A 23538-nucleotide genomic window follows, 5' to 3' on the forward strand; every position below is an offset into this window, starting at 1 on the left:
TTACGTGAAAAATAGATAATTAACAAACCTTATGTATAAAAATAATTTTGATCTTCTAAGGTTGATTTTCGCCAGTATGGTAGTGTTTTTTCATATGGGTATTCTTTCGCAGAACCCTAATCTCTACTGGATGACTCAATATATATCTTCATTATTTGCGGTACAGGCGTTCTTTGTTGTTAGTGGTTATCTCGTAACAATGAGTTATGAAAAATCCAGATCAATGAAAGAATATTGGAGGAAGCGAATTTCTCGGCTTGCTCCAGCATACATCTTCGTCGTAGTGTTTGCTGCCGTTATTTTGTCGATTATTTCCGAATATTCTTTTTCTGAATACTTTTCACATAAGGATTTTTGGCGGTATATATTTTATAACCTTATTTTTGCCAATTTTAGCGCTCCGTCCTTACCTGGTGTTTTTTTACACCAATTCGAAAGTGCGATCAATGTATCGCTTTGGACAATTAAGATTGAAGTGCTCTTTTACGCTTGTGTTCCATTAATTGTTTTTGGTTGTCGCCGATGGGGATACCAGAGAACTTTAGTGACGATTTTTTTGCTATCGTTGGCTTGGCGAGAATTTTTCTATCTACGTGGTATGGCAACTGATGCTGAGTTTTACTTTAAGATGGCCAAACAGTTGCCAGGCCAGATGGTATTTTTTTGTGGCGGTGCCTGGTGTTATTATAAAACACGCGATGGCTTTCAGCTTTCTTGGAAATGGGCAGCCGCTGGAATAATTTCTTATATTTTTGCCACTGGTTGGTTTTTTGAATTAATTGCTCCGATCGGGGTAACCTTGTTTGTTACATGGGCTGCTCTGAGTTTGCCGCATGTGCTTAACGTCGGAAAATATGGAGATTTTTCATTTGGCATCTATCTTTATCATGCGCCAATTGTCCAGTCACTAATATTTTTTGGATTATTTGCATTTCATCCGTTTATTGCGATAGTGATAGGCGTGTTCTTTGTATTGATGATGGCAATAATTTCGTGGAATTTTATCGAAAAGCCTTTCTTGAGTCATCGGAAAGTGAAACCTATTAATAACAACAGCCTAAGTAAGAAGAAAAATGTCTCAGTTGCCAATTAATTTTTTACTGATAGCTCCTGAATTTTTTGGATATGCTAAAGAAATTCAGCATGGCCTTGCCAAACGTGGGGTAGGCGCCTTGCGTTTTGATGACCGTCCTGCCAGCGACACCATGACAAAAATCCTTAACCGGATTTCACCACTGCTGCAACGTGATAAAGCAGATCGTTATTTCGATTCGATTTTTCAGCAGGCAAAGCAACATCCAATCACTCATGTTCTGGTTATTAAAGGGCAATCTCTTTCCCTCTCGGCAATCCGACGCATGCGTGAAGCGTTGCCGCATGCACATTTCACCCTATATTTTTGGGATAGTTACAAAAATATGTCAAGTGATAGTTATGATAAGGTTGCCTTATTTGACAGGGCATTGTCATTTGATCCTGTTGATGTTGAAAATGATGGGCGGCTTGAATATCGTGCGCTTTTCTACCTGGATGAGTATGCTAAGTTGCCGAAGGTGGATGAGGATATTGATTTTTTCTTTTTCGGAACAATCCACTCAGATCGTTATCAAGTTTTGAAAAAACTGAGTAATCATTTTCCTCGTAACGCGTCTTTTAAGAAAATACTTTATTTTCCGTCGAAATTAATTTATTGGGGACGTCGTTTATTTCAACCATCTTTTTGGATGGCAAAAAAAAGAGAGTTTACATTCGAACCGGTTGGGAAGGCCGATTTGAAATCGCTTCTTGCTCGTAGTAAGGTAATTATAGATATTGAGCGTCCAATTCAGGCTGGATTAACTATGCGGACACTGGAAGCGGTTGGCGCAAAAAAGAAAATTATTACAACAAATTCATTTTCTGCAAAAACGGACATTTATAGGCCAGAAAACATACTGGTAATTGATCGGGATAATATTTTTATCCCGGAAAGTTTTATTATGTCTGAATTCTGTGAGTTGCCTGGATCCATTAATCAAAAATATAGCTTGGATGGTTGGCTGGATGAAATTTTTCCATTTGAAAAATTAGGAACTGCTGTTGCGTGATTTTTAAGTAATTGATCGGTATTGCTGCTACTGCTGCCTGCATACACTTTATTCTGATGAAAATGGAAAAACTTGCTTGTTTAATTGTTGCACGTAATTTGGGTGATGCTGTCATCCAGAGTGCTTTTTTGAGAAAATTGGTGGATAGTCACTACGCAGAAAATTACATTGCCTGGGTACGTCCCCAAGTCGCATTTTTATTTAATGATATTCCTAATTGCAAAATTATTTGTTCTCAATTTCCAGTTGGGACGACTAAAGATTTTGGCTGGAAAAATGCACTCGGATTTTTAAAGGCTGCATGGAAAATTCGCGTATTGAACCCAAGTGTCACCATGGATCTGATTGGCGATTTTCGGGAGCGGGCTTTTGCATGGTTGATCAGTGCATCTAAGCATAAACATATAGGCTGGGCTGGGAATCATCCATTTAATTTGATCATTCGTAATCCTTTTGGGAGAGGTAAGCCTGTCTTTGTAGTGCCGGAGAATTGTGACAATATATATTCTTCTTATGGGCTAATGCTGGATTTCCTATCTTCTGGAAAAGAAAAAAGCATTCTGTCAAAGATAAGGCCCTCTCTGAATGAAAAGTTGAAGATCGGGATGCATCCCTTTGCGTCACAACGCTGTCGCCTATGGCCTGAACAGGATTGGCTTGCATTGGCGCAAGATTTGATACGTGATGGCCATTGCTTGACTGTTTTTGGTGCGGGTGTTGAACGGCAAGCGCTGGAGCGGATATTTGCTCCTGTCCTGTCACAGGTTGAAGTGTACACGCGCTCGCTCTCTGAATTTACCAACAAGGTGAAGGAGTTGGACTTATTAATAGGCTTGGACAGTTTTGGTATACATATGGGGCAGCTGCAAGGGATACGCACGATATTAATTAATGCCGGTAGTAATCCTGCTGTCTGGACACCTCCCAGCACGCAGTTGATTGCTCGCTCTGGTGGCTGTGTACATTATCCCTGTAACAATGTACCAAAATGTGAGGGAACGTTGGGGGAATTCATCTGTATTCGCTCTGTCAGACCTGACGAGGTCGCGGAAATTGTTAAGGTACCAACTGACTAAATTATCTTTTTCCAATGATGATGTATTTTGGTGATCTTGCTGAAGGCCGCGCAGAGTGTGCGGCGCTATGGCACACAAGAAATGTTGGCCGAGAAAAGTCCGCGTCGCCCGCCTTGCAGTGCGAGGTTATATTTACCGGAAGACTGCAGGATTTTATCTAAGCTGTCCTGGTATGTCTGAATATTTTCTAGTCAGTTTTTTGGAAATTACTGAGATTTTTAAATTTTAGGTATCGCATATTTTGCGTTCATGAAAGAAATATATGAGTATTGATGTTATTAGAAATTCGCTGCTCGAAGCAAAGGCTGGTCTGGATAATTTGATAAAAAATGAAGGCGTTTTATTAAATATTGATCGCTCAGCGGAAATTATAGCGGACTCATTGCGCAAGAACGGCAAAGCTATTTCTTGTGGTAATGGTGGCTCAATGTGTGATGCCATTCATTTTGCGGAGGAGTTATCCGGCCGCTTTCGGAAGGATCGTAAGGCATTGTCTGCACTATCAATCAGTGATCCAGCTCATATTACTTGTGTGGCGAATGATTTTGGCTATGATTTTGTTTTTTCGCGTTTTGTGGAAGCCCATGGAAGGCCAGGCGATTGCCTTATTGCGATTAGCACTAGCGGAACTAGTCGATCGGTCTTGAACGCTGTGAAAAGCGCACAGGAAAATGGCGTTACCGTGATCGGTCTGACGGGGCGCCCTGGCAGCCCTTTGGATGAATTGGCTGATGTCAGTTTATGTACTCCAGCAGGACAATTTGCTGATCGCGTACAGGAATTACATATCAAAATGCTTCATATAATCATTGAATTAGTAGAGAAAAAGCTAGGATTGTCTTGATTAGGCGGAAAGTATATGTTTTCTAAAGATTCAAACCTTGGTCTTGAGTTAGCGCGTGCACGGGTACTTGTGATCGGCGATGTCATGCTGGATCGCTATTGGTCTGGTGCTACCGCTCGTATTTCTCCGGAGGCGCCGGTGCCAGTAGTTAATATTGGCAAAGATGACCAGCGTCCGGGGGGGGCCGCCAACGTAGCAGTAAACGTTGCTTCTTTGGGAGCGCAGGTTACTTTGTTAGGTGTTGTTGGGAAAGACGAAGCCGCTGCATTACTAAAGACATCAATGGAGCGCTACGGTGTGCGCGTGGACTTTGTCGAGGCTCCCGCCAGTCCTACAATCACGAAATTACGTGTAGTTTCGCGTAATCAGCAGTTGATCAGGCTGGATTTCGAATCATCGATGCATGCCGAGCATGCTTTTGACCGCGAGGTTTTATATCAGAAGTTCTGTGCAGTACTGAAGTCTGTAGATACGGTCATATTATCGGATTATGGCAAGGGGACACTGGCTGTCATTGCACCGATGATCAAGGAAGCACGGCGAATGGCGAAACCAGTCATCGTTGATCCGAAAGGAACGGACTATACCCAGTATGCCGGTGCGACTTTGATTACGCCTAACATGGCGGAGTTTGAGGCCGTTGTTGGCGTTTGTTCCGACGAGGCTGAGATGGTCCGGAAAGGAAACAGACTGCGCGAAGAATTGGAACTGGACGCTCTGCTGGTGACCCGTAGTGAACATGGCATGACTTTGTTGCAGCCCCAGACCGAACCTGTACACTTGCCAACGGAGGCACGTGAGGTTTTTGATGTAACCGGCGCGGGTGATACCGTGATCGCTACACTGGGAGCGGCGTTGGCAAGTGGTAAGGATCTTGAAACGTCGTGCCGGTTAGGTAATATGGCGGCAGGCGTGGTCGTTGGAAAATTTGGTACCGTACCTGTCACATTAATGGAATTGGAACGCGTCCTATATGGGGTGGGAGGGATGGAAACGCCCATTTTATCCGAGGATGCCATGCTGGTACGTATCAACGAAGCCAAGGCTGGTGGAAAACGCATCGTATTTACCAATGGTTGCTTCGATATTCTTCATGTCGGACATACGCGTTATCTTGAAGCTGCAAGGCGCCTTGGAGATTTACTGATTGTGGCAGTAAATTCAGATGAATCTGTTAAAAGATTGAAGGGGAGTACGCGCCCTATCAATGCAGGTACGGACCGGATGCACGTGCTGGGCGCTTTGAAAAGCGTTGATTGGGTTGTCGAATTTTCTGAAGATACGCCTGAGAGATTGATCAAGAAGTTGTTGCCGGATGTCCTGGTGAAGGGGGGCGACTATGAGGTTGAGGAAATTGTCGGTTTTGATGCCGTGACAAAAGCGGGGGGGCAGGTAATTGCACTTGACTTTCACGATGGGTATTCAACCTCCAAGATTATCGAGCGCTCAAAAAAGTAGTATGTGTTGACTGTCTTCCGGTCTGATATGAATAAAAAAAGCTGCCGTACACTATTCGTGTATGGCAGCTTTTTTAAATATTAACGGGGCTTGAATAAATTCATTCCTGGCAGAGTTTTAATGCGGTTTGCCATTGTGGCAAATTGCAGAAAGTATCGATCAAGTGCTGTGACGACAGGACGGAGTTTGATGGACGTTTGGCGGGTACCGGGTAGTTTTGCGCCAGTATTGGTTTGAGCTTCGGTTTTTTAACGACGGACGGATGTGCCATGATTGCCTCGGTAAAGCCAAACCAGCTAGTTTTTCCCTGTGCCGTCAAATGATACAAACCTGAACGTTCATTCCACCATGTCTGCTGGTCCGCTGCGGCCAGACTTTGCGCCACGATATGCGCGGTAGTGTCGGCAATGGTGCGGCTCCATGTCGGCGCGCCGAACTGGTCGGAAACGATGCCCAGCTCTTCGCGCTCCTGCGCCAGGCGGAGCATGGTCAGCAGAAAGTTTTTGCCATGCGTGCTGTAGACCCAGCTGGTGCGCAGGATCAGATGAGGGATGCCGGCGGCGGCGATCGCCTGTTCACCGGCCAGCTTGCTGCTGCCATACACATTCACCGGGCAAGTCGGATCGGTTTCAACATACGCGCCATCCTTGCTACCGTCAAAAACGTAGTCGGTGCTGTAATGGATCATCGCAGCGCCCAGCTTCTTTGCTTCTTCTGCCATCACGCCTGGCGCTTCGCCATTGATGCGCATGGCCAGCTCGGGCTCGCTCTCAGCCTTGTCGACTGCGGTGTAGGCGGCCGGGTTGACGATCAGGGTCGGCTTGACGCGGCGGATGACATCGCGCACCTGGTCCAGGTCAGCAAGATCCATTTGACTGCGGTCAACGGCGATGATCTCGCCCAAGCCCTGCAGGCTGCGTTCCAGTTCGTAGCCGACCTGGCCGGTTTTTCCTGTGATTAAGATACGGCTCATGAAATAGTTTTGTTCCAGTGTGACGGATTGGTCGGTAAGGGTCAGGCAAAAACGTCGGCATTGGCCAGCAAGGTACCGACTTTATCTTTGCCAGACAGCAGCGGTTCGCCATCCAGAGGCCAGTCGATGCCGATCGCCGGATCATTCCACAGGATGCTGCGCTCAAACTCCGGTGCCCAGTAGTCTGTTGTCTTGTAGAGAAACTCGGCATGGTCGCTAGTCACCACGAAGCCATGCGCAAACCCTTCGGGAACCCACAGTTGGCGCTTATTCGCAGCCGACAGGGTAACGCCGACCCAATGGCCGAAAGTTGCGGAGCTTTTGCGCAAATCGACGGCAACGTCGAACACTTCGCCAGCGGTGACGCGCACGAGTTTTCCTTGCGCTTGCTGGATCTGGTAGTGCAGGCCGCGCAACACACCCTTTGCCGACTTGGAATGGTTGTCCTGCACGAAATCGCGCGTGACGCCAGTCAGCTCGGCGAAGCGCTTTTGATTAAAGCTTTCATAGAAAAAACCGCGATCATCGCCAAATACGGTTGGTTCGATGATCAGAACATCAGGTATTGCTGTCGTTTGAATTTGCATGGTATGAAATGAGCCGTTCAGGCTTTAGTATATTTTTTCTTCGAGGAGACGCAGCAGATACTGGCCATAGGCGTTTTTTTTCAATGGCTGCGCCAGTTGCTCCAGCTTGGCTGCATCAATATACCCCTTGCGGTAGGCGATTTCTTCTGGGCAGGCGACCTTCAAGCCTTGTCGGTTTTCAATAGTCGCGATAAATTGTCCTGCCTCCAGCAACGATTCATGTGTACCGGTATCAAGCCAGGCCATGCCACGTCCCATCAATTCCACATTGAGTTCACCGCGCTCCAGATAAACCCGATTCACATCGGTGATTTCCAGTTCGCCGCGTGCTGAGGGCGCGATACCTGCGGCAATTCCACACACTTGACTATCGTAGAAGTACAGGCCCGTGACGGCGTAGTTCGATTTTGGCTTGAGTGGTTTTTCCTCGATGCTGACAGCACGGCGCTGGTCATCGAAATCGACCACGCCATAGCGTTCCGGATCGTGCACGTGATAGGCGAACACGGTCGAGCCGCTGGTGCGTGCCGAGGCTTCGCGTAACTGCGATTCAAAGTCGTGACCGTAATAGATGTTGTCGCCCAGAATCAGCGCCGATGGTGCATCGCCGACAAACTCTTTGCCGATGATGAACGCCTGTGCCAGGCCATCCGGGCTCGGCTGCACGGCATAGGTCAGGCTGATACCCCACTGGCTGCCGTCGCCCAGCAACTCCTGGAAGCGCGGCGTATCTTGTGGTGTGGAAATGATCAGGATATCGCGTATGCCGGCTAGCATCAGGGTAGTCAGCGGATAGTAGATCATCGGCTTGTCATATACCGGGAGCAGTTGCTTCGATACGGCCATGGTGACGGGATACAGGCGCGTGCCGGAACCGCCGGCCAGGATGATGCCCTTGCGTTCGGTGGTTGTCGTCATTATTGCTGCTCCTGGGCCGTATCGCGTGCAGCGTAGTTTTTCTCTACCCACTTCAGGTAGTCGCCCGACTGGACATCGCGTACCCAGGCCTGGTTGTCCAGGTACCACTGGACGGTCTTGCGGATGCCGGTAGCGAAGGTTTCGGCCGGCTTCCAGCCCAGTTCGCGCTCGATCTTGCGCGCATCAATGGCGTAGCGGCGGTCATGGCCTGGGCGATCCTGTACGTAGGTGATTTGTTCGCGATAGCTGCCGGATGCCTTGGGATCGAGCGTATCGAGGATGTCGCACAGGGTGTGCACGACTTCCAGGTTGGCCATTTCATTCCAGCCGCCAACGTTATAAACCTCGCCCAGGCGACCCGCTTCCAGCACGCGGCGAATCGCCGAGCAATGGTCGCCCACGTACAGCCAGTCGCGCACTTGCATGCCATCGCCATAGATAGGCAAGGCTTTGCCGGCACGGGCATTGCTGATGATGAGCGGAATCAGTTTTTCCGGGAAATGGAAGGAGCCATAGTTGTTCGAGCAGTTGGTGGTGAGCACCGGCATGCCGTAGGTATGGAAATAGGCACGCACCAGATGGTCGGATGCCGCTTTCGATGCCGAATACGGGCTGTTTGGCGCATACGGCGTCGTTTCCGTGAATGGCGGGTCATTCGGTCCCAGGGTGCCATACACCTCGTCGGTCGAGACGTGCAGGAAGCGGAAGCCATCCTTGGCTTCGCCTGTCAGGCCTGACCAGTAGGCGCGCGCGGCTTCGAGCAGGCTGAAGGTGCCGTTGACGTTGGTCGAAATGAATTCGCCGGGGCTATGGATCGAACGATCGACATGGCTCTCTGCGGCAAAATGCACGATGGCGCGTGGCTGGTGTTCGGCCAGCAGGCGGGAGATGTGGGCGGTGTCGCAAATATCGCCGCGTACAAAGATATGCCGCGGGTCTTGCTCCAGGCTGGCCAGATTGCTGAGATTGCCAGCATAGGTCAGTTTGTCAAAATTGATCACGGGCTCATCGTTGAGCGCCAGCCAGTCGCGTACAAAATTGGAACCGATGAAGCCGGCGCCGCCAGTCACTAAAATCATGCTGTTATCCTTTTTCTGGAACATTGCCACAATGCCCCCTCGACAAATTGTCTTGAGCGCGAGGGCAATTAAATATTCTTAAATGCAACTATTATCTTAATAACGTTACTAATATGCGCCATCTTTCTTGAAAATGACTTTAACCGTTTTCAGTAGTATGACAATGTCATTGAACAAAGACCAGTTCTTGACATACCAGGCGTCCAGATAAACGCGCGTATCATAGCTGACGTCGTTCCTGCCGCTGACTTGCCATAGGCCCGTGACCCCGGGTTTCGCTTCCAGGTAATAGTCTACCTGGGGGCCATAACGTTCCAGTTCCGCATCGACAACCGGGCGCGGCCCGACCAGGCTCATTTCGCCTTTCAGCACATTCCATAGCTGCGGCAATTCATCAAGGCTGGTCCGGCGCAGAAAGTGGCCGATCGAGGTGATGCGCGGGTCATTCTTCAGTTTGAAATCACGGTCCCATTCGGCACGGGCTTCAGGATCGCGCTCCAGTAGCTCCTTGAGCAAGACATCGGCGTTCACGGCCATGGTGCGGAACTTGTAGCAGAGAAAATGCTTGCCATTTTGACCCACGCGTTTGTGGCCGTAGAAGATGGGACGGCCCGATGCCATGACCTTGGCCGCGATCCACAGCAAGATGGGGGCGCCGACGATCAGCACGCAGATCGAGGCCGCCAGATCAAAGCAGCGCTTAATCAGTTGCAAGCCTGGCCGCGCCAGGTTGTTGCGCATGGTCAGCAGCAGCACTTCATGTGCAAAGAAATGGTTCACCTCCATACCGTACAGGGGCAAGCCGCGTACGGCAGGTACCACTTGCATATTGGCAACGCAACGGCTGACTTGCTGGATCATGCCCTGATAGGCATCGATGCCGCCTTGCTCCAGGGCGACAACCGTATGCGGGTTGCCCAGCAGCTTGAGCGTTTGCTCCGGGTTCTCGCCCAGCGAAATGAAGGGCACCGCTTGCTTGCTGCGGTTTACATAATGATGTTCCATGCGGTCTTGGCCTTCGGGGATCAGGAACGCAATCAGGCGATAGCCCATCAACGCTTCCTCGTCGAAGGCGCGCGCGGTTTGCAAGGCATTGTCACCCCATCCGATGATGACCATGGGGCGTATCCATCCGCCCGCTTTCATCAGCAGGTATTTGACCATGCCGCGCAGCAGCAAGACACAGCACGGCACCAACAGCCAGGTGGCCAATAGTGCCTCGCGAGAGGAGTCGCGCTTGTCGAGGAAGACCAGGGCCGCATCAATCAAGCCCATGACCATGGAAACCTTCAGGAGTTCCTTGATTTCATTCGAGTACGGACGGCGTTTGGCATGATGGCCCTTCAGCTTGAAGATCGCCAGGGTTACCACGGATAGCAGGCTGTAACTGAGCAGGCGCGAGCTATCCAGTCCGAAGCTGTTCAAGTCGCTGGCATCGAGCGTCCACTTGCCAGCAAACCAGAATGCCATGAACATGGCAACGGCATCGGCAAAGGTGAGAAAATATTTTTCTGCCCTACTGCTGCAATACCATTTTACTTCTTGTATAAAGATGCCTTCGATTGGTTTCATGATGACTTGCTAAACCTTATAAACTTCAGTGTGAATTCTTGCGGTGCCGCATGTGTGGGGATGACGTATCTGCTCGGTCAAGCGCGCCCGTAGCGGTCTTCAACGCGGACAATATCGTCTTCCCAAGGTAGCTACCCGATTGAATTTCAATCAATTCCAGTGGTAGCTTGCCCGGGTTGGCCAGAGAATGGACGACGCCGAGCGGGATATAGGTGGACTGGTTTTCGGTCAGCAAATATTCCTTGTCGCCATTGGTGATCTGGACCGTGCCCGCGACCACGATCCAGGCGCTGCAGAGTTTGTTGCAGCATGCTGCCTTGAGTGGACAAGCGCAGAAACTGCTTTGGGAACACCTCGCGTGAAAGCGGCCATAAGCGTGTGCCGGAACCTCCGCAAAGAATCACTGGTACGAGGGGAGTAGTCATTTATGCATCAATGTAAATATAATATTGGACGGTGTCGAATAATTGGTCAGTTGGCATATCTTGAGGCTCATCCGGCTTGTCGTACTCTTATGTAGGGAGGTGGACATACGTGCTGGAAAAAAAGTCAATATTGTAAGCAGGGGCAGTATTTTAATAAATTACAAGAATCTTTGTATTTTCTCTCGACTCTATTGGGCACGCACTTTCGTTCGTCTTGTATTGTAGTTTGCCGCCCCTGTATTCTTACTAGCGCACAACGTTTTCAAGCAAAAAAGCAACAAACACGCATATGGCCGTCATGCTGAGGAGCAACACTGCACCTGCAGCGCAGTCCTTGGCAATCTTGATGCTGGGATGTAGGGATGGGTGGAGGTGATCAATCAGATGCTCCAGTGCGGTGTTGAACAATTCCGCAGCCAGGACCAGGCCGCAATTCAGCAATAGCAGGGCCCACCACATCAAGGGCGGTTGGTACCAACAGAGTACGGCGAGCACCATCAGGGCAGCCAGACACTGCAGGCGGAAGCTCGATTCCATGCGGAAGGCCGCGCCTATGCCTTGTAGGGCAAATCCCATGCGCTTGAAGAAGGGCTGGTTCTTCATGGCAACTGAAGCAACGGCGCGGGATATTTGACTGACATAAAGGCGGATCTCTCAATGAATAGATGAGGATCGCAGGCATGACCATACGATATGACATCATTCGTCCACAACAGAAAGACTGGTGCCAATCTTTTTGATGTTTGATAAAAAGTAAAAAAGCCCGTTTTCAAATGAAAAGGGCTTTTATTGCAATAGTTGACATATTTTAGTATGTCAACTATTGCGGTACCAGGCCTTCACCTTTCGGCTCTACATCAAGCTGCAGGATGGGCCTACCTGTCGCTGCCTGGGCAGCCAGGTATTAATGGTGGGTTGGGGTGGTGTGCGCGGTGGTCGAATCCGAGCTTGCTGCACCGGCCACAACGGCAACTGCTGCGCCGATTGCGATCATGGTGCTGACGCTCAGGCCAGCAACGGTGGTGCCTGCAGCTGCGCCAGCTGCTGGTGCAGCTGCTGCTGGTGCAGGAGCCGGTGTCGATTGAGCCATTGCTTGCGCGGAAGCGAAGCACAGGATTGCAGAAGCGATCAGAATTTTCTTCATGAGATACCCTTTTAGGTTGAACAGCGGAAATGCTAGACTGTCACATGATTGTAACAACATTTTTCATGGCAGTCTGCGCAGTACAGTCTACGGTGCCGAGAATTCACTGTATTTTAGACCAATATTAAAGCTTTTTTTCCTCTTAGTTCTCATGGCGTTGTTCTGCGTAAACAGAATCGATGCTTTTTGTGCATGGATGTCCTGGCTAACTGGGGTATTGACTTGTTGCTTCAAAAGTTGCCAAGTCCTTGCCATGCGGCGTAAAATTGTTGCGTTGTACACAATTCTACCGCCTTCCTCACGTACTACCTCTAGGTCCTGGTTGTGGTTATAACGCGATCCACAATTCGCACCAAGTTGCCTTGACGCCACACTCCCCATCATTTTTCGAACAAAGAAGCTGCTCGGTTGAGCAATCCAGAGGATGATTTCGTTCGGACGTGGCGGGGGCCGGCAAGAGCAAGCAGCAGCTGCAGATTTCATCAGCGAATAAGAGCAAGCAGAGCGTAGCCCGGAAGAGTCGCTGACGAGGCGTGTCTAGTAACAATGTTTACAAAACTGTAGTGGACGGAAGGATGTTTGATCAAGAAGTGTGCCTGTCTCTCACTTACATGCGAAGAGGCCGCTTGCTTGCCGTCTGGAATCTCGGCCGTGTGGCCGCATCCCCATATATGTGATGGCAATCTGACCCATAGCCACGCCGTTCGTGTGAAATGCTGCATTTTTCTATGTACGTCGGCAGAAGTGATTGTTTTGATGTGTACCTGCCAGTCTCGCAGCTATGCCGGACTTATGATGCTGCAACGGGAACGGGGCGCGCAGGAGGCTAGGCAAGTAGTGGCCATATCTCTACTAGTTCTGCAGGAAAAGCAGATATGTTGTTCAACCTATATAATATTGCGCGCTATCGCAATAAATTCTTGTGAGATAACTAAATTTATGAAGATTTTTATTGTTTTCTTCTCCGCTTTAATATTGACGGCATGTGGTGGTGGCGGAGCAGGCAACCCTGCCCCCATCGTTCCTATTACGCCGATAGTAAATGTGCCATTGGAAGAGATGAAAATTTTGATCATTGGACAATCGATATCGTCGAATTGCAACGAATATGTTTATGGTGCTGTCGATAACGTATTTCAAATAGGTAAAGATGGATCACAGAAGGCTGCACGCGATCCGTTTGAATGGGCAGATTGCAGCAAGGGGGCGATGTGGATGCCTCTTGGAAAAAAATTGATTGAAGCAGGTATTGCTCGAAAGGTGGTATTTATGCCAATCGGGGTGGCTGGAAGTAGGGTGGAAGACTGGCAGGTAGGTGGTGCCGCGTTTGGCAAGTTAACAAATGCCATTACTTTAATACAAGCACAAGGGTTAAGTTTTGACTTTGCATTTTGGCATCAAGGCTCATCTAACGCCGGTACGGACAAGACCGTATATGCCGAGCGTCTGCGCTCGGTATTGGACTACGTAAACAGTAAAGTAAAAATCAAGCGCTGGCTGATTGCTGTTCATTCTCGTTGCTCTGGCACATATGATAGCGGTATTGAGTCTGCTCAAATTTTAGTTGGTAATGCCCCACAACTGAATCGCTATCCAGGACCTAATACTAATTTATTAGGTAATGAATATAGATATGATACTTGCCATTTGAACCAGAAGGGGCAGGAGAAAATGGCATCGATGTGGCTTGAGTCAGTAAGTGCGGTTCCTAGATAGATGATTGGATTTAAAATGAATTCGAAGTTCAGATATTCCTTGGAGAATTTTCGGGGTGTCGCAATTATTTTTGTAATGTTTTCTCATATCGCTTCGATTCAGCAGATGGGGAGGTTTGGGGATTTCTATTATTATATTTTCGCTGATGCGACAAATTGGTTTGTTTTCATTTCTGGATATTTATTTTATTATCTTGAGGTAAATAAATTCAATTATATGAATTATTTGTCAAAGAAGGCTATGTATGTTGTATTGCCATATTTGATTCTATCGATTCTTCCAATAGCATTCTGGATATACTCTTCGCAACACATACTCTACGGTTTGACACCGATAAAATTTGTGCTTTGGTCATTGCTCTCGGGAGGTATTGCCGTCGCTCCTATGTGGTTTATACCCATGATTGTACTTTTCTTCCTGATGACACCAATTTTTAGAATTTTATCAAAGACGAAACTTATCTACGTTCTTACTGCCTGCGCTTTGATTTTTTCCATGTTTTCCTCGCGAACAACACACAATACCAATCCGTTACTGTCTTTTTTGCATTTTCTTGGGGTTTACTTATTGGGTATCATTGCTGCAAAAGATGCTTTTGTTATTGATGGATGGAAAAATTCAACCAAGGAAAAAATTATTGCAATTTCTTTGGTTGTTTTTGTGGTGTTGGGTCTTTTGTTTCCTGGATTTAAAAGTTTGCCACCAAGTTTCTTTAGCGGTCTTGGAACCTTTAACTATATTATGGCGGGTAAGCTGGCGTTGCTGATCGCAATTTTCCTTCTCTTTGAGCGTTTCATGGAGCATAAAAATAATACTCTTGGATATTTTGCTAAGATAAGCTTCGGGTTGTTCTTCATCCACGGAATCATGGAAGCCATATTTCGCAGAGGAGCAAGAGATATTGATTTTGGTAACCAGGTTTTGAGATTTTTCGCTGAAGTTGGTGTTGTTGTTGTTGTTTCTATAGCCGTCGTTTTTGTGCTCAAGAAGATATTAAAAAAATGGAGTCGCTATGTTATCGGTTGCTAAGTCATTTACTGCGGCACTCTTGATGCTTTGCTCAACATTCACGCATGCTCGCGATATGTATATACTCGCAGTCCAGGAAAATGCTTCTGCAGTGTGTGAGGGGAAATATTTTAACGAGGTTGAGGGGATATATGAAATCGATGAAGGCGGGAACGAGATTCCAGCCGGAATGAAATCTGCCAAAGCTACTTGTGAAAATATGGGAAATATTCTTCCATTGGGAGAAGAAATACTTAAAACGGGTATGGCAAATCGGGTTGTTTTTATGCTGGTCAATGCGACAGGATCAGATGAGAATTTAATGGATGATGAGGCGTCTAAAAAATTAAAGTCTGCGATTGATTTGGCAAATTCTAAAAAAATAAAATTTGATTTTGCTTTATGGCAAGGAGCGTTGATGGAAAATAATCCGAACGCCAATTACAGCCGTGAAGTTCAGGGCACAGTTAAATCGATAAGCCTGAGTGCAAAAGTGGAGAAATGGGTTATTGGGCTGAGTGCCCATTGTCATCGAGCCGCTGGTGATCCTACAATCTCCATACGGCAAGAACCTTTAATTAATCGTTTCCCTGGTCCTGACATTGGTACGCTTGCCGGAGAGTATCGTACGGATCAATGCAGCGTCAATGATCTTGGGCAAAAAGAAATGGCAAAACTTTGGTATGCAGCGATGAAAAAAGCTGACATTGATAGTGAAAAATATCAGAGGGAATCCTTACTCTATTATTTCAAGTGATACCTTGTTGATTTAAATCTGTACCGGTATTTTTTTGCATCTCATTATATGCAGAGTACTGTCAATGGGAAAAAGTGTAAGGGAACTGCGATCTGGATCGCAGTTCGGCGAAAATGCCCATTTCATTTCCCCTCATCGCCACGGACCGCAACGTTGCCAACCGGGGTGAAAGCCGCGTAAAATGCAGGCTTCGCGGGTGTAGCTCAATGGTAGAGCAGAAGCTTCCCAAGCTTACGACGAGGGTTCGATTCCCTTCACCCGCTCCAATGAAAAACGGCGAAAAACCTGTTTTCGTCGCTCCACAAAGCCGCCGCTGCTCCACAAAACCGTGTTAAATGTACTAGCACACCTAACCTGGCACCTACTGCCGGATAAGGTAGAGTTCTGCTGAGGGCTAGTGAGCTGGGGGCGCGAGACAAAGATCCCTGGCTTTGCGAATTAGAATTTTTTTGGAATCGGAGAGCGGTAAATGAAGGCTGTGGAGCTTTTTGCAGGCGCTGGCGGACTTGCCATGGGCGTCAGTCTAGCGGGCTTTAAGCCACTTGCAGTGGTTGAATGGGATAAGTGGGCTTGTGATACGGTGCGTGACAACCAAGCGAGTGGATATCCGCTTATCGCTGATTGGCCATTGCACGAAGGAGACGTGCGTCACTTCGACTGGTCTGGCATTAGCGAGTCGGTTGATCTGGTCGCAGGCGGCCCTCCTTGCCAGCCATTTTCTATGGGGGGCAAGCACAAAGCCCATGATGATAGTCGCGACATGTTTCCGGCAACGGTCGATATTATTCGTCGCCTTCGTCCGAAGGCGTTCATTGTTGAGAATGTCAAGGGGCTGACGCGCTCGACCTTTGCAAACTACTATCAATATATTCTTCTTCAGCTAGAATTTCCGGAGCTTCCTTCACGGAAGAACGAAGAATGGTTCGATCATTTTCTTAGACTGCAAGCGCAGCGTTCAAGTGGCGGCCAACGCGGAAAAAAGCTGACCTACAACGTCACTGCAACGTTGGTGAACGCTGCGAACTACGGTATCCCGCAGAAGCGTGAACGGGTCTTTATCATAGGCTTTCGGTCTGACCTGAACATTGAATGGAGCTTCCCACGGCCGACTCATAGCTATGACCGGCTGTTGCATGATCAATGGGTTACGGGGGATTACTGGAAGCGGCATGATGTTCCTGCCGCTAAGCGTCCTACGATGCCGGCAGCGTTAGCTGCACGGGTGAAGAAACTTGCGGCCAAAAATGACCTACCAGCCTCGCTCCCTTGGCGAACAGTGAGAGATGCCATTGTCGGTTTGCCTGACCCACAGACGGCAGCAGGTAAGAAGATTGCGAATCACAAATTTCAGCCAGGTGCAAAAGTGTACCCTGGCCATACTGGTAGCCCGTTGGATTTGCCTGCGAAGACCCTCAAGGCAGGAGACCATGGCGTTCCTGGTGGTGAAAATATGTTAGTCAATCTTGATGGAAGCGTACGTTATTTCACCATCCGTGAATCGGCTCGAATCCAAACGTTTCCCGATGGCTTTCATTTTCACGGTTCTTGGTCCGAGACGATGCGCCAATTAGGCAATGCTGTGCCAGTGGCTCTTGGTCACGTTGTTGCCCGTAGTGTCGCAGAAAAATTGATTCGTAATGAAATGAAGCACTTGGCAGAGCAAATGGTACAGATGAAGGGCGTGGCATGAGTAAGGGCAACATCATTCCTTTTAATCCCCTCGACAAAAAAAATCTCGGCGCTAGTGTCGCTGAGGCAATGCTAGAACAGCAAGCTCTTCCTTTAGCAAAACTGACATCTTTTGTTGGCGTGGGTATCTACGCAATTTATTACATGGGAGACTTTCCCGCGTATGCGGCTTTATCTGCACGCAACCGTGATGGAGTGTACACAGCACCTATTTATGTTGGTAAGGCTGTACCGGCTGGGGCGAGGAAGGGCGGAGGAGTCGGCGAGATCGGAAGCACCGCGCTTTATAAACGCTTACGTGAACATGCCGAGAGTATCGGTGCTGCGAGCAACCTTCGTATAGAAGACTTTTTTTGTCGCTTCTTAGTTGTTGATGATATTTGGATTCCACTGGGTGAGTCTCTATTGATTGCGAAGTTTACTCCCGTGTGGAATGTACTCGTGGACGGTTTTGGCAACCATAATCCTGGTAGTGGTAGGCACAAAGGACTATGTCCCAAATGGGATGTGTTACATCCTGGTCGTGCCTGGGCTCCGTTATTGCAGTGTCGGAAGGAGACTCCGGAGCAAATTAGCGGGGAGATTGAGGACTATTTCCGCTCGATCGCTTTCCCTGCGAGCCACCATATACTAGCCCCATCGCAACAGCCAACTAACACATCCCTGTTTTAAGTTCTAGTTTGACCATCGAGTGTCCTTGCCCAAGGACACTCGTTTACTGTATTAATCCTATTTCGTTGGTGCCACAATTTTTCCCCTTCGAAGGTAATGGCGTTGTGTCGTCTTCACGCTATCATGTCCCAAAAGATCGCTGGCTGCTTGGTCGCCACGATCATCCGAAGTATCATCGGCCGCCTTCGCGCGCAGGTCGTAAAACCAAAATGCCATGATGTCCTGAGCCAGCTCGGGCATATGTTTGGCCGCTCGCTTTTTTGCCGTATCAAAGTGCGTGCGAAGCGCTGGCGCGGTCAGGCGTTTGCCGTGAATATTGGTCAGTAGTGCGCCCGTCACGATTTTGTGCGTTGCCTTGCGCGCCCGGATGCGGTCCATCAGCTTGGCCAGCTCACCGGTGATAGTGATGCGTAGCGGCTGCTTGGTTTTTTCTTGTGTAATGATCAGGTGCCCGTCGATTATGTCCTGTTCAGTCATGCGCAGCGCATCAGCCGGACGCTGGCCAGTCAAGTATGCCAAGTCCATCGCATCCCGTAGCGGCGCGCTGCCGTGCATGCGTACAGCGGAGAACACGGCATCCGTAATGTAGACGGTTCGCTTCGCCAGTGAATGTCCCTGGATACCCTCGCAGGGGTTCGGCAGGTCCGTGTAGCCCCAGCCCCTCGCATGATTCCACATGGTAGAAAATACCCGTTTGCAGCGGTTGGCGGTGGTCGGCTTGTCGGCGTGGTCGTCAAGGAACTGTCGAATGTGCATTGGCTTGATCTGGTCCAGCGGCGCCCCGGAAAAGGCTGCAAGCAGGTGCTTGATGTCTGACCGGTACATGCGCGCAGAACTGGCGGCGAGTTTTGGGACCGCCTCGACCAAGTAGCGTGTTTCCACATCGGAGAACGTCGCGTTGGCAATATGCTCTACCACGATGTTCAGCTCAGCATATTTTTTTAGAGCCAGGATGAAGTCTGGCCCAAGAGGAATTTCCTTGCGTGGCTTATCTTTCGTGTACATGTAGTAATACACCCTGCCGCTGCGCTGGGTGCGCGGGTGCATGTTTGGCGGCATGTTCAAGTTACGCGTGTTTCGTCGGCCCATTTTTATTAATCCTTGGCATTACCCATGTTTTTTCCCTTGGCGCTTCCTTGCGCCCCTCTACTGCAGCAACCGTAACAACCGGCCGCCCGATGGCATTGACCCAAAAGGGGAGGCCCATCTTCCGCAGCGCCTCAATTTGTTTCGTTTTCATCTTTCGGCCGGTCAAGGCGCAGATTTCTTCGAGTGAGAGAAAAGTTCTCATATGGATATCCTCATGCATGCACAGCGCAGCGTTGAGCCAGGGCCACCAGCCAATGCGCCAGCTCGGCCGGCGTGTGTTCGCGTTCTGCCTTGCCGCATTCCGGCCGCCAGCCTGGATCACCTTTCCGGCGCCGCTCGCCGGCGCGGTTGCGGCCAGCTGCGGCGATCACGTGCGAGGCGTCGCCCAGGACGATGGGCATAGCCGGTATTTGAGCCGGCGCACAGCCGACGATGTACAACAGGGTGGCCTTTTCTGCACGGTGACCAAAGGAGCTTTGGAAAATCGGCAGCGTCCAGCCGCCAAATTTGTCCCGCTCGCCGGCCGCAGGCAAGCCGCAGTGTGGCCAGAGGGTCGAGCGCTTCGGGTGCTCAAGCACGCCGCCGAACTTGCGCACCTGGGCGACGGCCCACACCGCCAGTTCCTTTTCGTCCGGGCGCGGCTTGGCCAGGTGGCGCAGCGTGCCCCAGGAGCGGCAAGGCGGATGCGCCACCACCGGCACGCCACCCGGCCAGGCGCGGGCGTCGCGCTCCGCGTCCCAGGCGTCAACCGCCGGCATGGTCTTGTAGATCGAATTGGCGCGCACGAACAAGGCCGCCACGGCCGGTTCCGAGCGTTCCGCCGTCATGCTGGGCACCCGACAGGCGCGACAGCCTTCTTGATCGCCTCGATGGCGGCCAGCGGCACGGCCCGGAACATGCCTGGCCACTGGTGGTCCAGTTCCACCCAGGCGTGCAACTCGCCATTGCCCACATCACGGCGCAAGTCGTTGACGGTGCCGGCCTGGTAGCCTTCATCGGTATCGAATGTCACGCGGTCGCCCAAGGCGATTTGCCGCGGCGAATTGGTCAGGGTGTTCAGCATTGCGGTGCTCCTTTCAGTTTGGCGGTAACGCCGCACACGCCGAAGCGGTCGATGGCGGCGTCGATCACGTCGCCGCTGGACGCGGCAACCTCAAAAAATTCAAAGCGTTCGGTTTGCGTGCGAACGGTCACGGAAAAGGTGCTCATGTGCCATTTCCTTCCTGGGGTGGGATGTCGGGAACGATCAGCCGGGGATATGGACAGGCATCGACTGCCGCCCAGGCGTTGATAATTTCGGTTTTTGCCCAGTCGGGCAGGTTAGGGATCGCCAGCGCCTGTAGCGTTTCTGGCGTGACTTGAATGGTCTGCGTACAGTTATTTACACGAGTCCGAGGAACGGCAACCCCAACAGCCACCGCGCGAGCGCCTGTGGCCTGTACCGGCGTCCACGTATGGCGCACGGACTTGAAGACCACGCCGATCAGGTCGCTGCAGCGCACGCCGTAGGGCGTGGTGCGCAGCGTTTCGCCGTAGCGGCCGATGACGGTCTTTTCGTCCTTGGCCAGCGTGACGACCAGTTCCTTGCGCGGCACCAGGGCGCCGCCCTGGGCGCGCAGGTATTCGGCCCAGCAGGCGCGCTTTTCGCCGTCGATCTTTTGCACGGCATTCCAGGCGCGGCGCATGGCGGCCGGCGCTTCATTGACCATGCTTTCCTCGATGCGGCGCAGTTCGCGCCACACGGTGACGGGCGCACCGCCCCATTGCTGGAATTGACGGATGCCCCAGCACGCGGCCCAGGACTCGACGCGTGCCGATGGCGTCAGCTCGACATCGCCTTCGGTGTCGGCCGTGACGACATAACCTTCTTTGGTCTTGTGCTCGGCCACGCCGTCGATGTTCTTGGCCACGTACTTGGCGATGTAGCCGGCGGCGCTGCCCTTGGCCCAGTCGATGCGTTTCACGTCCAGGCGGCGCGCGAAGGCACCCGGCTCGCCACGGTCCACGCGCCAGGCGTAGCGCTTCATGATGCGGATGGCGCGGCCGGCCACGTCCTGCAGGTGGGTCGTCTTGTATTTCGCGGTGGGGCGCACGAACAGCAGCAGATGCCAATGCGGGCAGCCGTCATGGTGCGGCTCGGCGATGCGAAAGCCGTACAGGCCGATACCACGGCGCGCCAGCGCGGAGCGGCACAGCGATGTCATCTTGCCCAAATACGCATTGGCCTCGCGTGGCGTGGAGCCGTCGAACTTGTCGTTTGGCTTGCCGCTGTGCTGCATGGCGTGGAAGCGCGATGGGCACGTCCAGGTGATGAAAATGCCTTGGTCGCCGCACTCGCGGGCGATCTGCTCAAAGCCGTTGATGCGCAGCATCAGTTCGCCGCGCCGGATGGCTTTATTCGCCGTCGTTTTCTCGGCCAGCTCGGCGATGCTAAATTGCTGGCCGTTCTCGTTCTGCACCAGGGTGGCGGCCAGCGCTGCCGCGTTGCGGCGGTTCTGCGCCAGGCGAGACAGCACGGCGTCGTTGCTGGCGTAGGGTTCGCCGCGATAGTTGACGTAGCCCAGTCGGATATTGCCGGCTTCAAAGGCGCGCTTGACGCGCTTGCGCAGTTGGCGGCGCCACCATCGCGCGTCTACCAGGCGGGCGATGGTGTCGGTCAGCGCGTCGAATTCGGGCAGCTCGATGCCATACGAGGCGCATTCGTCTTCCATGATCTGCAGGGCGTGCGTGTCGGACACGGCCATCCACAGCATTTTGGTGACGCCATCGGCCGCACGCTCAGCGGTGGCCACGATGTCCGCATCGCTTTGCGACAGGTCGACGCCGGCCGGCACGTACTGTTCGGCGAACTCGCGCACAAAGCCGGTGGCGACGGACTCATAGACTTTGTACCAGGAAGACCAGGCCATCTTGGCCATGGCCGCGTTGATGACGCGGTTGCGCCACTTGAACGGAATGCGGGCCAGCTCGGGCGCGAACTGGGCGGATCGCAAAAAAGCTTCGTGACGCTGCGGGGCTGGCAGCAGGATTTGTTTAGATTGCATTCAACAGTCTTTCGTACACACGGATAGCGGCAGAGGTGGCGGCGCGCAGCTCGATGCGCTCTTCCTCGGTAAATGAGTGGATGGGCGATTCCCAGCGGTCGGCGTCCATGCCGGCGGCGATCAACACGGAACGGCGCGCGCCACGCGGCGACAATCCCCAGGCCTGGGCCATGAAGGGCGCCAGGTTGCGCGGCTTGATGCTGCGTAGCTGGGCCTTGGCTTCGGCGATGGCGGCCAGCGCATGCCCGGCGCCTGGTGGCGTCGGCATGTCCTTGTCGCGTGCTGCCAAAATCTCGGCCGCAGGCTGGAAGGACAGGTGATTGTCGATAAGGGACGCCGGCATGGTTCAGTCCTTGATGGCGCCGATGGCCCGCAGCACGTCAGGGGTAATGACGATCAGGAGCGACAGCAGCCAGAGACCGCAGGTTTTGGCCAGGCGCAGCATCAGCGTGCCCCTGCCTTGAGAAAATGTTCTGCCCAGTACGGGAGCGTGTGCGATGCGCCGCAGCAGTGCCGGGAACCCGCTTCAGTGGCGAAAATGTAGTTCACCTCGATGGGCAGCTTGCCGACCAGGGCGCGTTGCTTGGCTGGCGCGAAAAAGCCGTCACGCTCCAGTGCCTGCGCATCGCTGACGATGAAGGTCAGATTGGTCGCCCCGTAGGCGTGATAGGTCTTTGCAATCTCATGAATGTGGGCGGTCAGCGCCGCGATGCCGATGCCAGCGCTGGCTTGCAGCAAAAAACACGTTGGTGCCACGGGGACAATGCAATTTTGCAAGGTCGGGCGGATCGTGCTTGATGCCATGGATTTGTCGGCATGACTGGTGGCGTGCAGCGTGTTTTCCATCGGTTTTCCTTATTTCAGGTTGAACGAATCCCGCACGCTCATAAAGGAGCGCTGCAGGTCACAGCAAAAGAGGGGAGTTACAGCGGCCGGGCTACGGCGGCGCGAGGATCGGGATAGTCATCAGCAGCCCGCAGTCAGGTCCAGGGCCAGCTGGCTGGTGGCTGCCGTGCGCGCATGCTGGGACATCGGGATGCGGATATCCGGCTTGGGCATGGCCGACAGCGAGAGGGTGCGCAGTACTTCCAAGCCTGCCACGAAGGAGTGCCCACAGTCGGGGTTCTGGCACATGTAGGTGATTTCCTTGAACATGGCGGACATCGTGCGGCTTTTGACGGCGCGGACGGTGTATTCGCAATGCGGGCAGGGCAGGCCGATGACTCTCATTTGTTCTTTCTCTTCACTTGATACAGGGCACGGCCTCGGCCGCTCATCTTGCGAATCCCGATTCGTACGTTGTCCTTAATCAACCACTCGATAGCCTGGTCGATGGTGTCCAAGCCCTGCTGTATTCGGACACGTTCAAACGTGTCTTGGTCTTCATCGCATGTTTCTAC

The 23538-nt window shown here is 51.4% G+C and carries 26 protein-coding genes, 1 tRNA gene and 2 pseudogenes; 11 read left to right on the forward strand and 18 right to left on the reverse strand.

What is annotated here, in order from left to right; translation table 11 throughout:
- Window positions 1–31 precede the first annotated feature (31 nt).
- The 5 genes from IGS58_RS00730 to hldE all read left to right on the forward strand — a co-directional run bounded on the left by IGS58_RS00730 (window position 32) and on the right by hldE (window position 5465).
- Window positions 32–1093, forward strand: coding sequence for an acyltransferase family protein (locus IGS58_RS00730; RefSeq protein ID WP_230520415.1), 1062 nt, complete (start codon window positions 32–34; stop codon window positions 1091–1093).
- A complete protein-coding gene (locus IGS58_RS00735) occupies window positions 1074–2087 on the forward strand; it encodes a hypothetical protein (RefSeq protein ID WP_139144112.1) in 1014 nt (337 codons plus the stop codon). Before IGS58_RS00730 ends, IGS58_RS00735 begins: the two co-directional genes overlap by 20 nt.
- Before the next feature lie 56 nt (window positions 2088–2143).
- Window positions 2144–3163, forward strand: coding sequence for a glycosyltransferase family 9 protein (locus IGS58_RS00740; RefSeq protein ID WP_230520416.1), 1020 nt, complete (start codon window positions 2144–2146; stop codon window positions 3161–3163).
- A 262-nt stretch (window positions 3164–3425) separates the two neighbouring features.
- Complete coding sequence (locus IGS58_RS00745; protein WP_070254701.1) at window positions 3426–4007, forward strand: SIS domain-containing protein; 582 nt, start codon at window positions 3426–3428, stop codon at window positions 4005–4007.
- Window positions 4008–4022: 15 nt separating this feature from the next.
- Complete coding sequence (hldE, locus tag IGS58_RS00750) at window positions 4023–5465, forward strand: bifunctional D-glycero-beta-D-manno-heptose-7-phosphate kinase/D-glycero-beta-D-manno-heptose 1-phosphate adenylyltransferase HldE (RefSeq protein ID WP_230520417.1); 1443 nt, start codon at window positions 4023–4025, stop codon at window positions 5463–5465.
- Between the two features lie 100 nt (window positions 5466–5565).
- On the opposite strand, the gene rfbD is transcribed toward hldE, so the two are convergent.
- The 9 genes and pseudogenes from rfbD to IGS58_RS00795 form a co-directional block, all read right to left on the reverse strand.
- A complete protein-coding gene (rfbD, locus tag IGS58_RS00755; protein WP_230520418.1) occupies window positions 5566–6438 on the reverse strand; it encodes a dTDP-4-dehydrorhamnose reductase in 873 nt (290 codons plus the stop codon).
- Window positions 6439–6479: 41 nt separating this feature from the next.
- Window positions 6480–7025, reverse strand: coding sequence for a dTDP-4-dehydrorhamnose 3,5-epimerase (gene rfbC / locus IGS58_RS00760; protein ID WP_034745785.1), 546 nt, complete (start codon window positions 7023–7025; stop codon window positions 6480–6482).
- A gap of 24 nt (window positions 7026–7049) precedes the next feature.
- Complete coding sequence (gene rfbA, locus IGS58_RS00765; protein ID WP_230520419.1) at window positions 7050–7943, reverse strand: glucose-1-phosphate thymidylyltransferase RfbA; 894 nt, start codon at window positions 7941–7943, stop codon at window positions 7050–7052.
- Window positions 7943–9022 (reverse strand): dTDP-glucose 4,6-dehydratase, encoded by a 1080-nt coding sequence (gene rfbB, locus IGS58_RS00770; RefSeq protein ID WP_092608590.1) that lies wholly within the window; start codon window positions 9020–9022, stop codon window positions 7943–7945. Before rfbB ends, rfbA begins: the two co-directional genes overlap by 1 nt.
- Before the next feature lie 108 nt (window positions 9023–9130).
- Window positions 9131–10594: an undecaprenyl-phosphate galactose phosphotransferase WbaP gene (gene wbaP, locus IGS58_RS00775; protein WP_081345531.1), complete on the reverse strand. Its 1464-nt coding sequence runs from the start codon at window positions 10592–10594 to the stop codon at window positions 9131–9133.
- Between the two features lie 77 nt (window positions 10595–10671).
- Window positions 10672–10880 (reverse strand): annotated as a pseudogene (locus IGS58_RS00780) (cupin domain-containing protein); the annotation flags it as partial.
- A gap of 55 nt (window positions 10881–10935) precedes the next feature.
- Window positions 10936–11019, reverse strand: a pseudogene (locus IGS58_RS00785) (sugar phosphate nucleotidyltransferase); the annotation flags it as partial.
- Between the two features lie 246 nt (window positions 11020–11265).
- Window positions 11266–11622 carry a diacylglycerol kinase gene (locus tag IGS58_RS00790; protein ID WP_070254697.1) on the reverse strand — a complete coding sequence of 119 codons (357 nt, stop codon included), beginning with the start codon at window positions 11620–11622 and terminating at the stop codon, window positions 11266–11268.
- Window positions 11623–11923: 301 nt separating this feature from the next.
- Entirely contained in the window at window positions 11924–12163 is a 240-nt protein-coding gene (locus IGS58_RS00795; RefSeq protein ID WP_170846353.1) for a hypothetical protein, read from the reverse strand.
- Window positions 12164–13102: 939 nt separating this feature from the next.
- On the opposite strand from IGS58_RS00795, the gene IGS58_RS00800 reads away from it, so the two are divergent.
- The 6 genes from IGS58_RS00800 to IGS58_RS00825 all read left to right on the forward strand — a co-directional run bounded on the left by IGS58_RS00800 (window position 13103) and on the right by IGS58_RS00825 (window position 18005).
- A complete protein-coding gene (locus IGS58_RS00800; protein WP_230520421.1) occupies window positions 13103–13879 on the forward strand; it encodes a sialate O-acetylesterase in 777 nt (258 codons plus the stop codon).
- Window positions 13880–13894: 15 nt separating this feature from the next.
- Complete coding sequence (locus IGS58_RS00805; RefSeq protein WP_230520422.1) at window positions 13895–14908, forward strand: acyltransferase family protein; 1014 nt, start codon at window positions 13895–13897, stop codon at window positions 14906–14908.
- Window positions 14892–15644, forward strand: coding sequence for a hypothetical protein (locus IGS58_RS00810; RefSeq protein ID WP_230520423.1), 753 nt, complete (start codon window positions 14892–14894; stop codon window positions 15642–15644). The genes IGS58_RS00805 and IGS58_RS00810 overlap by 17 nt, the downstream gene beginning before the upstream one ends.
- Before the next feature lie 192 nt (window positions 15645–15836).
- Window positions 15837–15910 (forward strand) — tRNA-Gly (locus IGS58_RS00815).
- 203 nt (window positions 15911–16113) lie between these two features.
- A complete protein-coding gene (locus tag IGS58_RS00820) occupies window positions 16114–17334 on the forward strand; it encodes a DNA cytosine methyltransferase (protein WP_230520424.1) in 1221 nt (406 codons plus the stop codon).
- Entirely contained in the window at window positions 17331–18005 is a 675-nt protein-coding gene (locus IGS58_RS00825) for an Eco29kI family restriction endonuclease (protein ID WP_230520425.1), read from the forward strand. Before IGS58_RS00820 ends, IGS58_RS00825 begins: the two co-directional genes overlap by 4 nt.
- A 57-nt stretch (window positions 18006–18062) precedes the next feature.
- On the opposite strand, the gene IGS58_RS00830 is transcribed toward IGS58_RS00825, so the two are convergent.
- The 9 genes from IGS58_RS00830 to IGS58_RS00870 all read right to left on the reverse strand — a co-directional run bounded on the left by IGS58_RS00830 (window position 18063) and on the right by IGS58_RS00870 (window position 23368).
- Complete coding sequence (locus IGS58_RS00830) at window positions 18063–19052, reverse strand: tyrosine-type recombinase/integrase (protein WP_230520426.1); 990 nt, start codon at window positions 19050–19052, stop codon at window positions 18063–18065.
- A gap of 19 nt (window positions 19053–19071) precedes the next feature.
- The gene (locus IGS58_RS00835; RefSeq protein WP_230520427.1) at window positions 19072–19296 is read right to left on the reverse strand and encodes a DUF4224 domain-containing protein; all 225 of its coding nucleotides are present in this window, start codon (window positions 19294–19296) and stop codon (window positions 19072–19074) included.
- 10 nt (window positions 19297–19306) lie between these two features.
- Window positions 19307–19921, reverse strand: a complete 615-nt coding sequence (locus IGS58_RS00840; RefSeq protein WP_230520428.1) for a hypothetical protein — start codon at window positions 19919–19921, stop codon at window positions 19307–19309.
- Window positions 19918–20157, reverse strand: coding sequence for a hypothetical protein (locus IGS58_RS00845; RefSeq protein WP_230520429.1), 240 nt, complete (start codon window positions 20155–20157; stop codon window positions 19918–19920). Before IGS58_RS00845 ends, IGS58_RS00840 begins: the two co-directional genes overlap by 4 nt.
- Window positions 20151–20303, reverse strand: a complete 153-nt coding sequence (locus IGS58_RS00850; RefSeq protein WP_230520430.1) for a hypothetical protein — start codon at window positions 20301–20303, stop codon at window positions 20151–20153. The genes IGS58_RS00845 and IGS58_RS00850 overlap by 7 nt, the downstream gene beginning before the upstream one ends.
- Complete coding sequence (locus IGS58_RS00855; RefSeq protein WP_230520431.1) at window positions 20300–22138, reverse strand: replication endonuclease; 1839 nt, start codon at window positions 22136–22138, stop codon at window positions 20300–20302. The genes IGS58_RS00850 and IGS58_RS00855 overlap by 4 nt, the downstream gene beginning before the upstream one ends.
- Window positions 22128–22481 carry a hypothetical protein gene (locus tag IGS58_RS00860; protein WP_034745810.1) on the reverse strand — a complete coding sequence of 118 codons (354 nt, stop codon included), beginning with the start codon at window positions 22479–22481 and terminating at the stop codon, window positions 22128–22130. Before IGS58_RS00860 ends, IGS58_RS00855 begins: the two co-directional genes overlap by 11 nt.
- A 101-nt stretch (window positions 22482–22582) precedes the next feature.
- A complete protein-coding gene (locus IGS58_RS00865) occupies window positions 22583–22984 on the reverse strand; it encodes a hypothetical protein (RefSeq protein WP_230520432.1) in 402 nt (133 codons plus the stop codon).
- Between the two features lie 120 nt (window positions 22985–23104).
- Window positions 23105–23368 (reverse strand): ogr/Delta-like zinc finger family protein, encoded by a 264-nt coding sequence (locus IGS58_RS00870; protein WP_071079002.1) that lies wholly within the window; start codon window positions 23366–23368, stop codon window positions 23105–23107.
- Window positions 23369–23538: the final 170 nt, after the last annotated feature.

Origin of the sequence: Janthinobacterium sp. EB271-G4-7A, from assembly GCF_020858075.1 — a bacterium.
In the GTDB taxonomy this organism is placed as follows: domain Bacteria; phylum Pseudomonadota; class Gammaproteobacteria; order Burkholderiales; family Burkholderiaceae_D; genus Janthinobacterium; species Janthinobacterium lividum.

Bases quoted from the DNA above. Each gene is read 5' to 3' on its own strand.
- IGS58_RS00790 (WP_070254697.1), bottom strand. From the start codon at position 11,622: ATGAAGAACCAGCCCTTCTTCAAGCGCATGGGATTTGCCCTACAAGGC.
- IGS58_RS00860 (WP_034745810.1), bottom strand. From the start codon at position 22,481: ATGCCGGCGTCCCTTATCGACAATCACCTGTCCTTCCAGCCTGCGGCC.
- IGS58_RS00740 (WP_230520416.1), top strand. From the start codon at position 2,144: ATGAAAATGGAAAAACTTGCTTGTTTAATTGTTGCACGTAATTTGGGT.
- IGS58_RS00820 (WP_230520424.1), top strand. From the start codon at position 16,114: ATGAAGGCTGTGGAGCTTTTTGCAGGCGCTGGCGGACTTGCCATGGGC.
- wbaP (WP_081345531.1), bottom strand. From the start codon at position 10,594: ATGAAACCAATCGAAGGCATCTTTATACAAGAAGTAAAATGGTATTGC.
- IGS58_RS00800 (WP_230520421.1), top strand. From the start codon at position 13,103: ATGAAGATTTTTATTGTTTTCTTCTCCGCTTTAATATTGACGGCATGT.
- rfbC (WP_034745785.1), bottom strand. From the start codon at position 7,025: ATGCAAATTCAAACGACAGCAATACCTGATGTTCTGATCATCGAACCA.
- IGS58_RS00835 (WP_230520427.1), bottom strand. From the start codon at position 19,296: ATGAGAACTTTTCTCTCACTCGAAGAAATCTGCGCCTTGACCGGCCGA.
- rfbD (WP_230520418.1), bottom strand. From the start codon at position 6,438: ATGAGCCGTATCTTAATCACAGGAAAAACCGGCCAGGTCGGCTACGAA.
- rfbB (WP_092608590.1), bottom strand. From the start codon at position 9,022: ATGATTTTAGTGACTGGCGGCGCCGGCTTCATCGGTTCCAATTTTGTA.
- rfbA (WP_230520419.1), bottom strand. From the start codon at position 7,943: ATGACGACAACCACCGAACGCAAGGGCATCATCCTGGCCGGCGGTTCC.
- hldE (WP_230520417.1), top strand. From the start codon at position 4,023: ATGTTTTCTAAAGATTCAAACCTTGGTCTTGAGTTAGCGCGTGCACGG.
- IGS58_RS00845 (WP_230520429.1), bottom strand. From the start codon at position 20,157: ATGCTGAACACCCTGACCAATTCGCCGCGGCAAATCGCCTTGGGCGAC.
- IGS58_RS00795 (WP_170846353.1), bottom strand. From the start codon at position 12,163: ATGAAGAAAATTCTGATCGCTTCTGCAATCCTGTGCTTCGCTTCCGCG.
- IGS58_RS00855 (WP_230520431.1), bottom strand. From the start codon at position 22,138: ATGCAATCTAAACAAATCCTGCTGCCAGCCCCGCAGCGTCACGAAGCT.
- IGS58_RS00850 (WP_230520430.1), bottom strand. From the start codon at position 20,303: ATGAGCACCTTTTCCGTGACCGTTCGCACGCAAACCGAACGCTTTGAA.
- IGS58_RS00805 (WP_230520422.1), top strand. From the start codon at position 13,895: ATGAATTCGAAGTTCAGATATTCCTTGGAGAATTTTCGGGGTGTCGCA.
- IGS58_RS00735 (WP_139144112.1), top strand. From the start codon at position 1,074: ATGTCTCAGTTGCCAATTAATTTTTTACTGATAGCTCCTGAATTTTTT.
- IGS58_RS00840 (WP_230520428.1), bottom strand. From the start codon at position 19,921: ATGACGGCGGAACGCTCGGAACCGGCCGTGGCGGCCTTGTTCGTGCGC.
- IGS58_RS00870 (WP_071079002.1), bottom strand. From the start codon at position 23,368: ATGAGAGTCATCGGCCTGCCCTGCCCGCATTGCGAATACACCGTCCGC.
- IGS58_RS00825 (WP_230520425.1), top strand. From the start codon at position 17,331: ATGAGTAAGGGCAACATCATTCCTTTTAATCCCCTCGACAAAAAAAAT.
- IGS58_RS00810 (WP_230520423.1), top strand. From the start codon at position 14,892: ATGTTATCGGTTGCTAAGTCATTTACTGCGGCACTCTTGATGCTTTGC.
- IGS58_RS00865 (WP_230520432.1), bottom strand. From the start codon at position 22,984: ATGGAAAACACGCTGCACGCCACCAGTCATGCCGACAAATCCATGGCA.
- IGS58_RS00830 (WP_230520426.1), bottom strand. From the start codon at position 19,052: ATGCACCCGCGCACCCAGCGCAGCGGCAGGGTGTATTACTACATGTAC.
- IGS58_RS00730 (WP_230520415.1), top strand. From the start codon at position 32: ATGTATAAAAATAATTTTGATCTTCTAAGGTTGATTTTCGCCAGTATG.
- IGS58_RS00745 (WP_070254701.1), top strand. From the start codon at position 3,426: ATGAGTATTGATGTTATTAGAAATTCGCTGCTCGAAGCAAAGGCTGGT.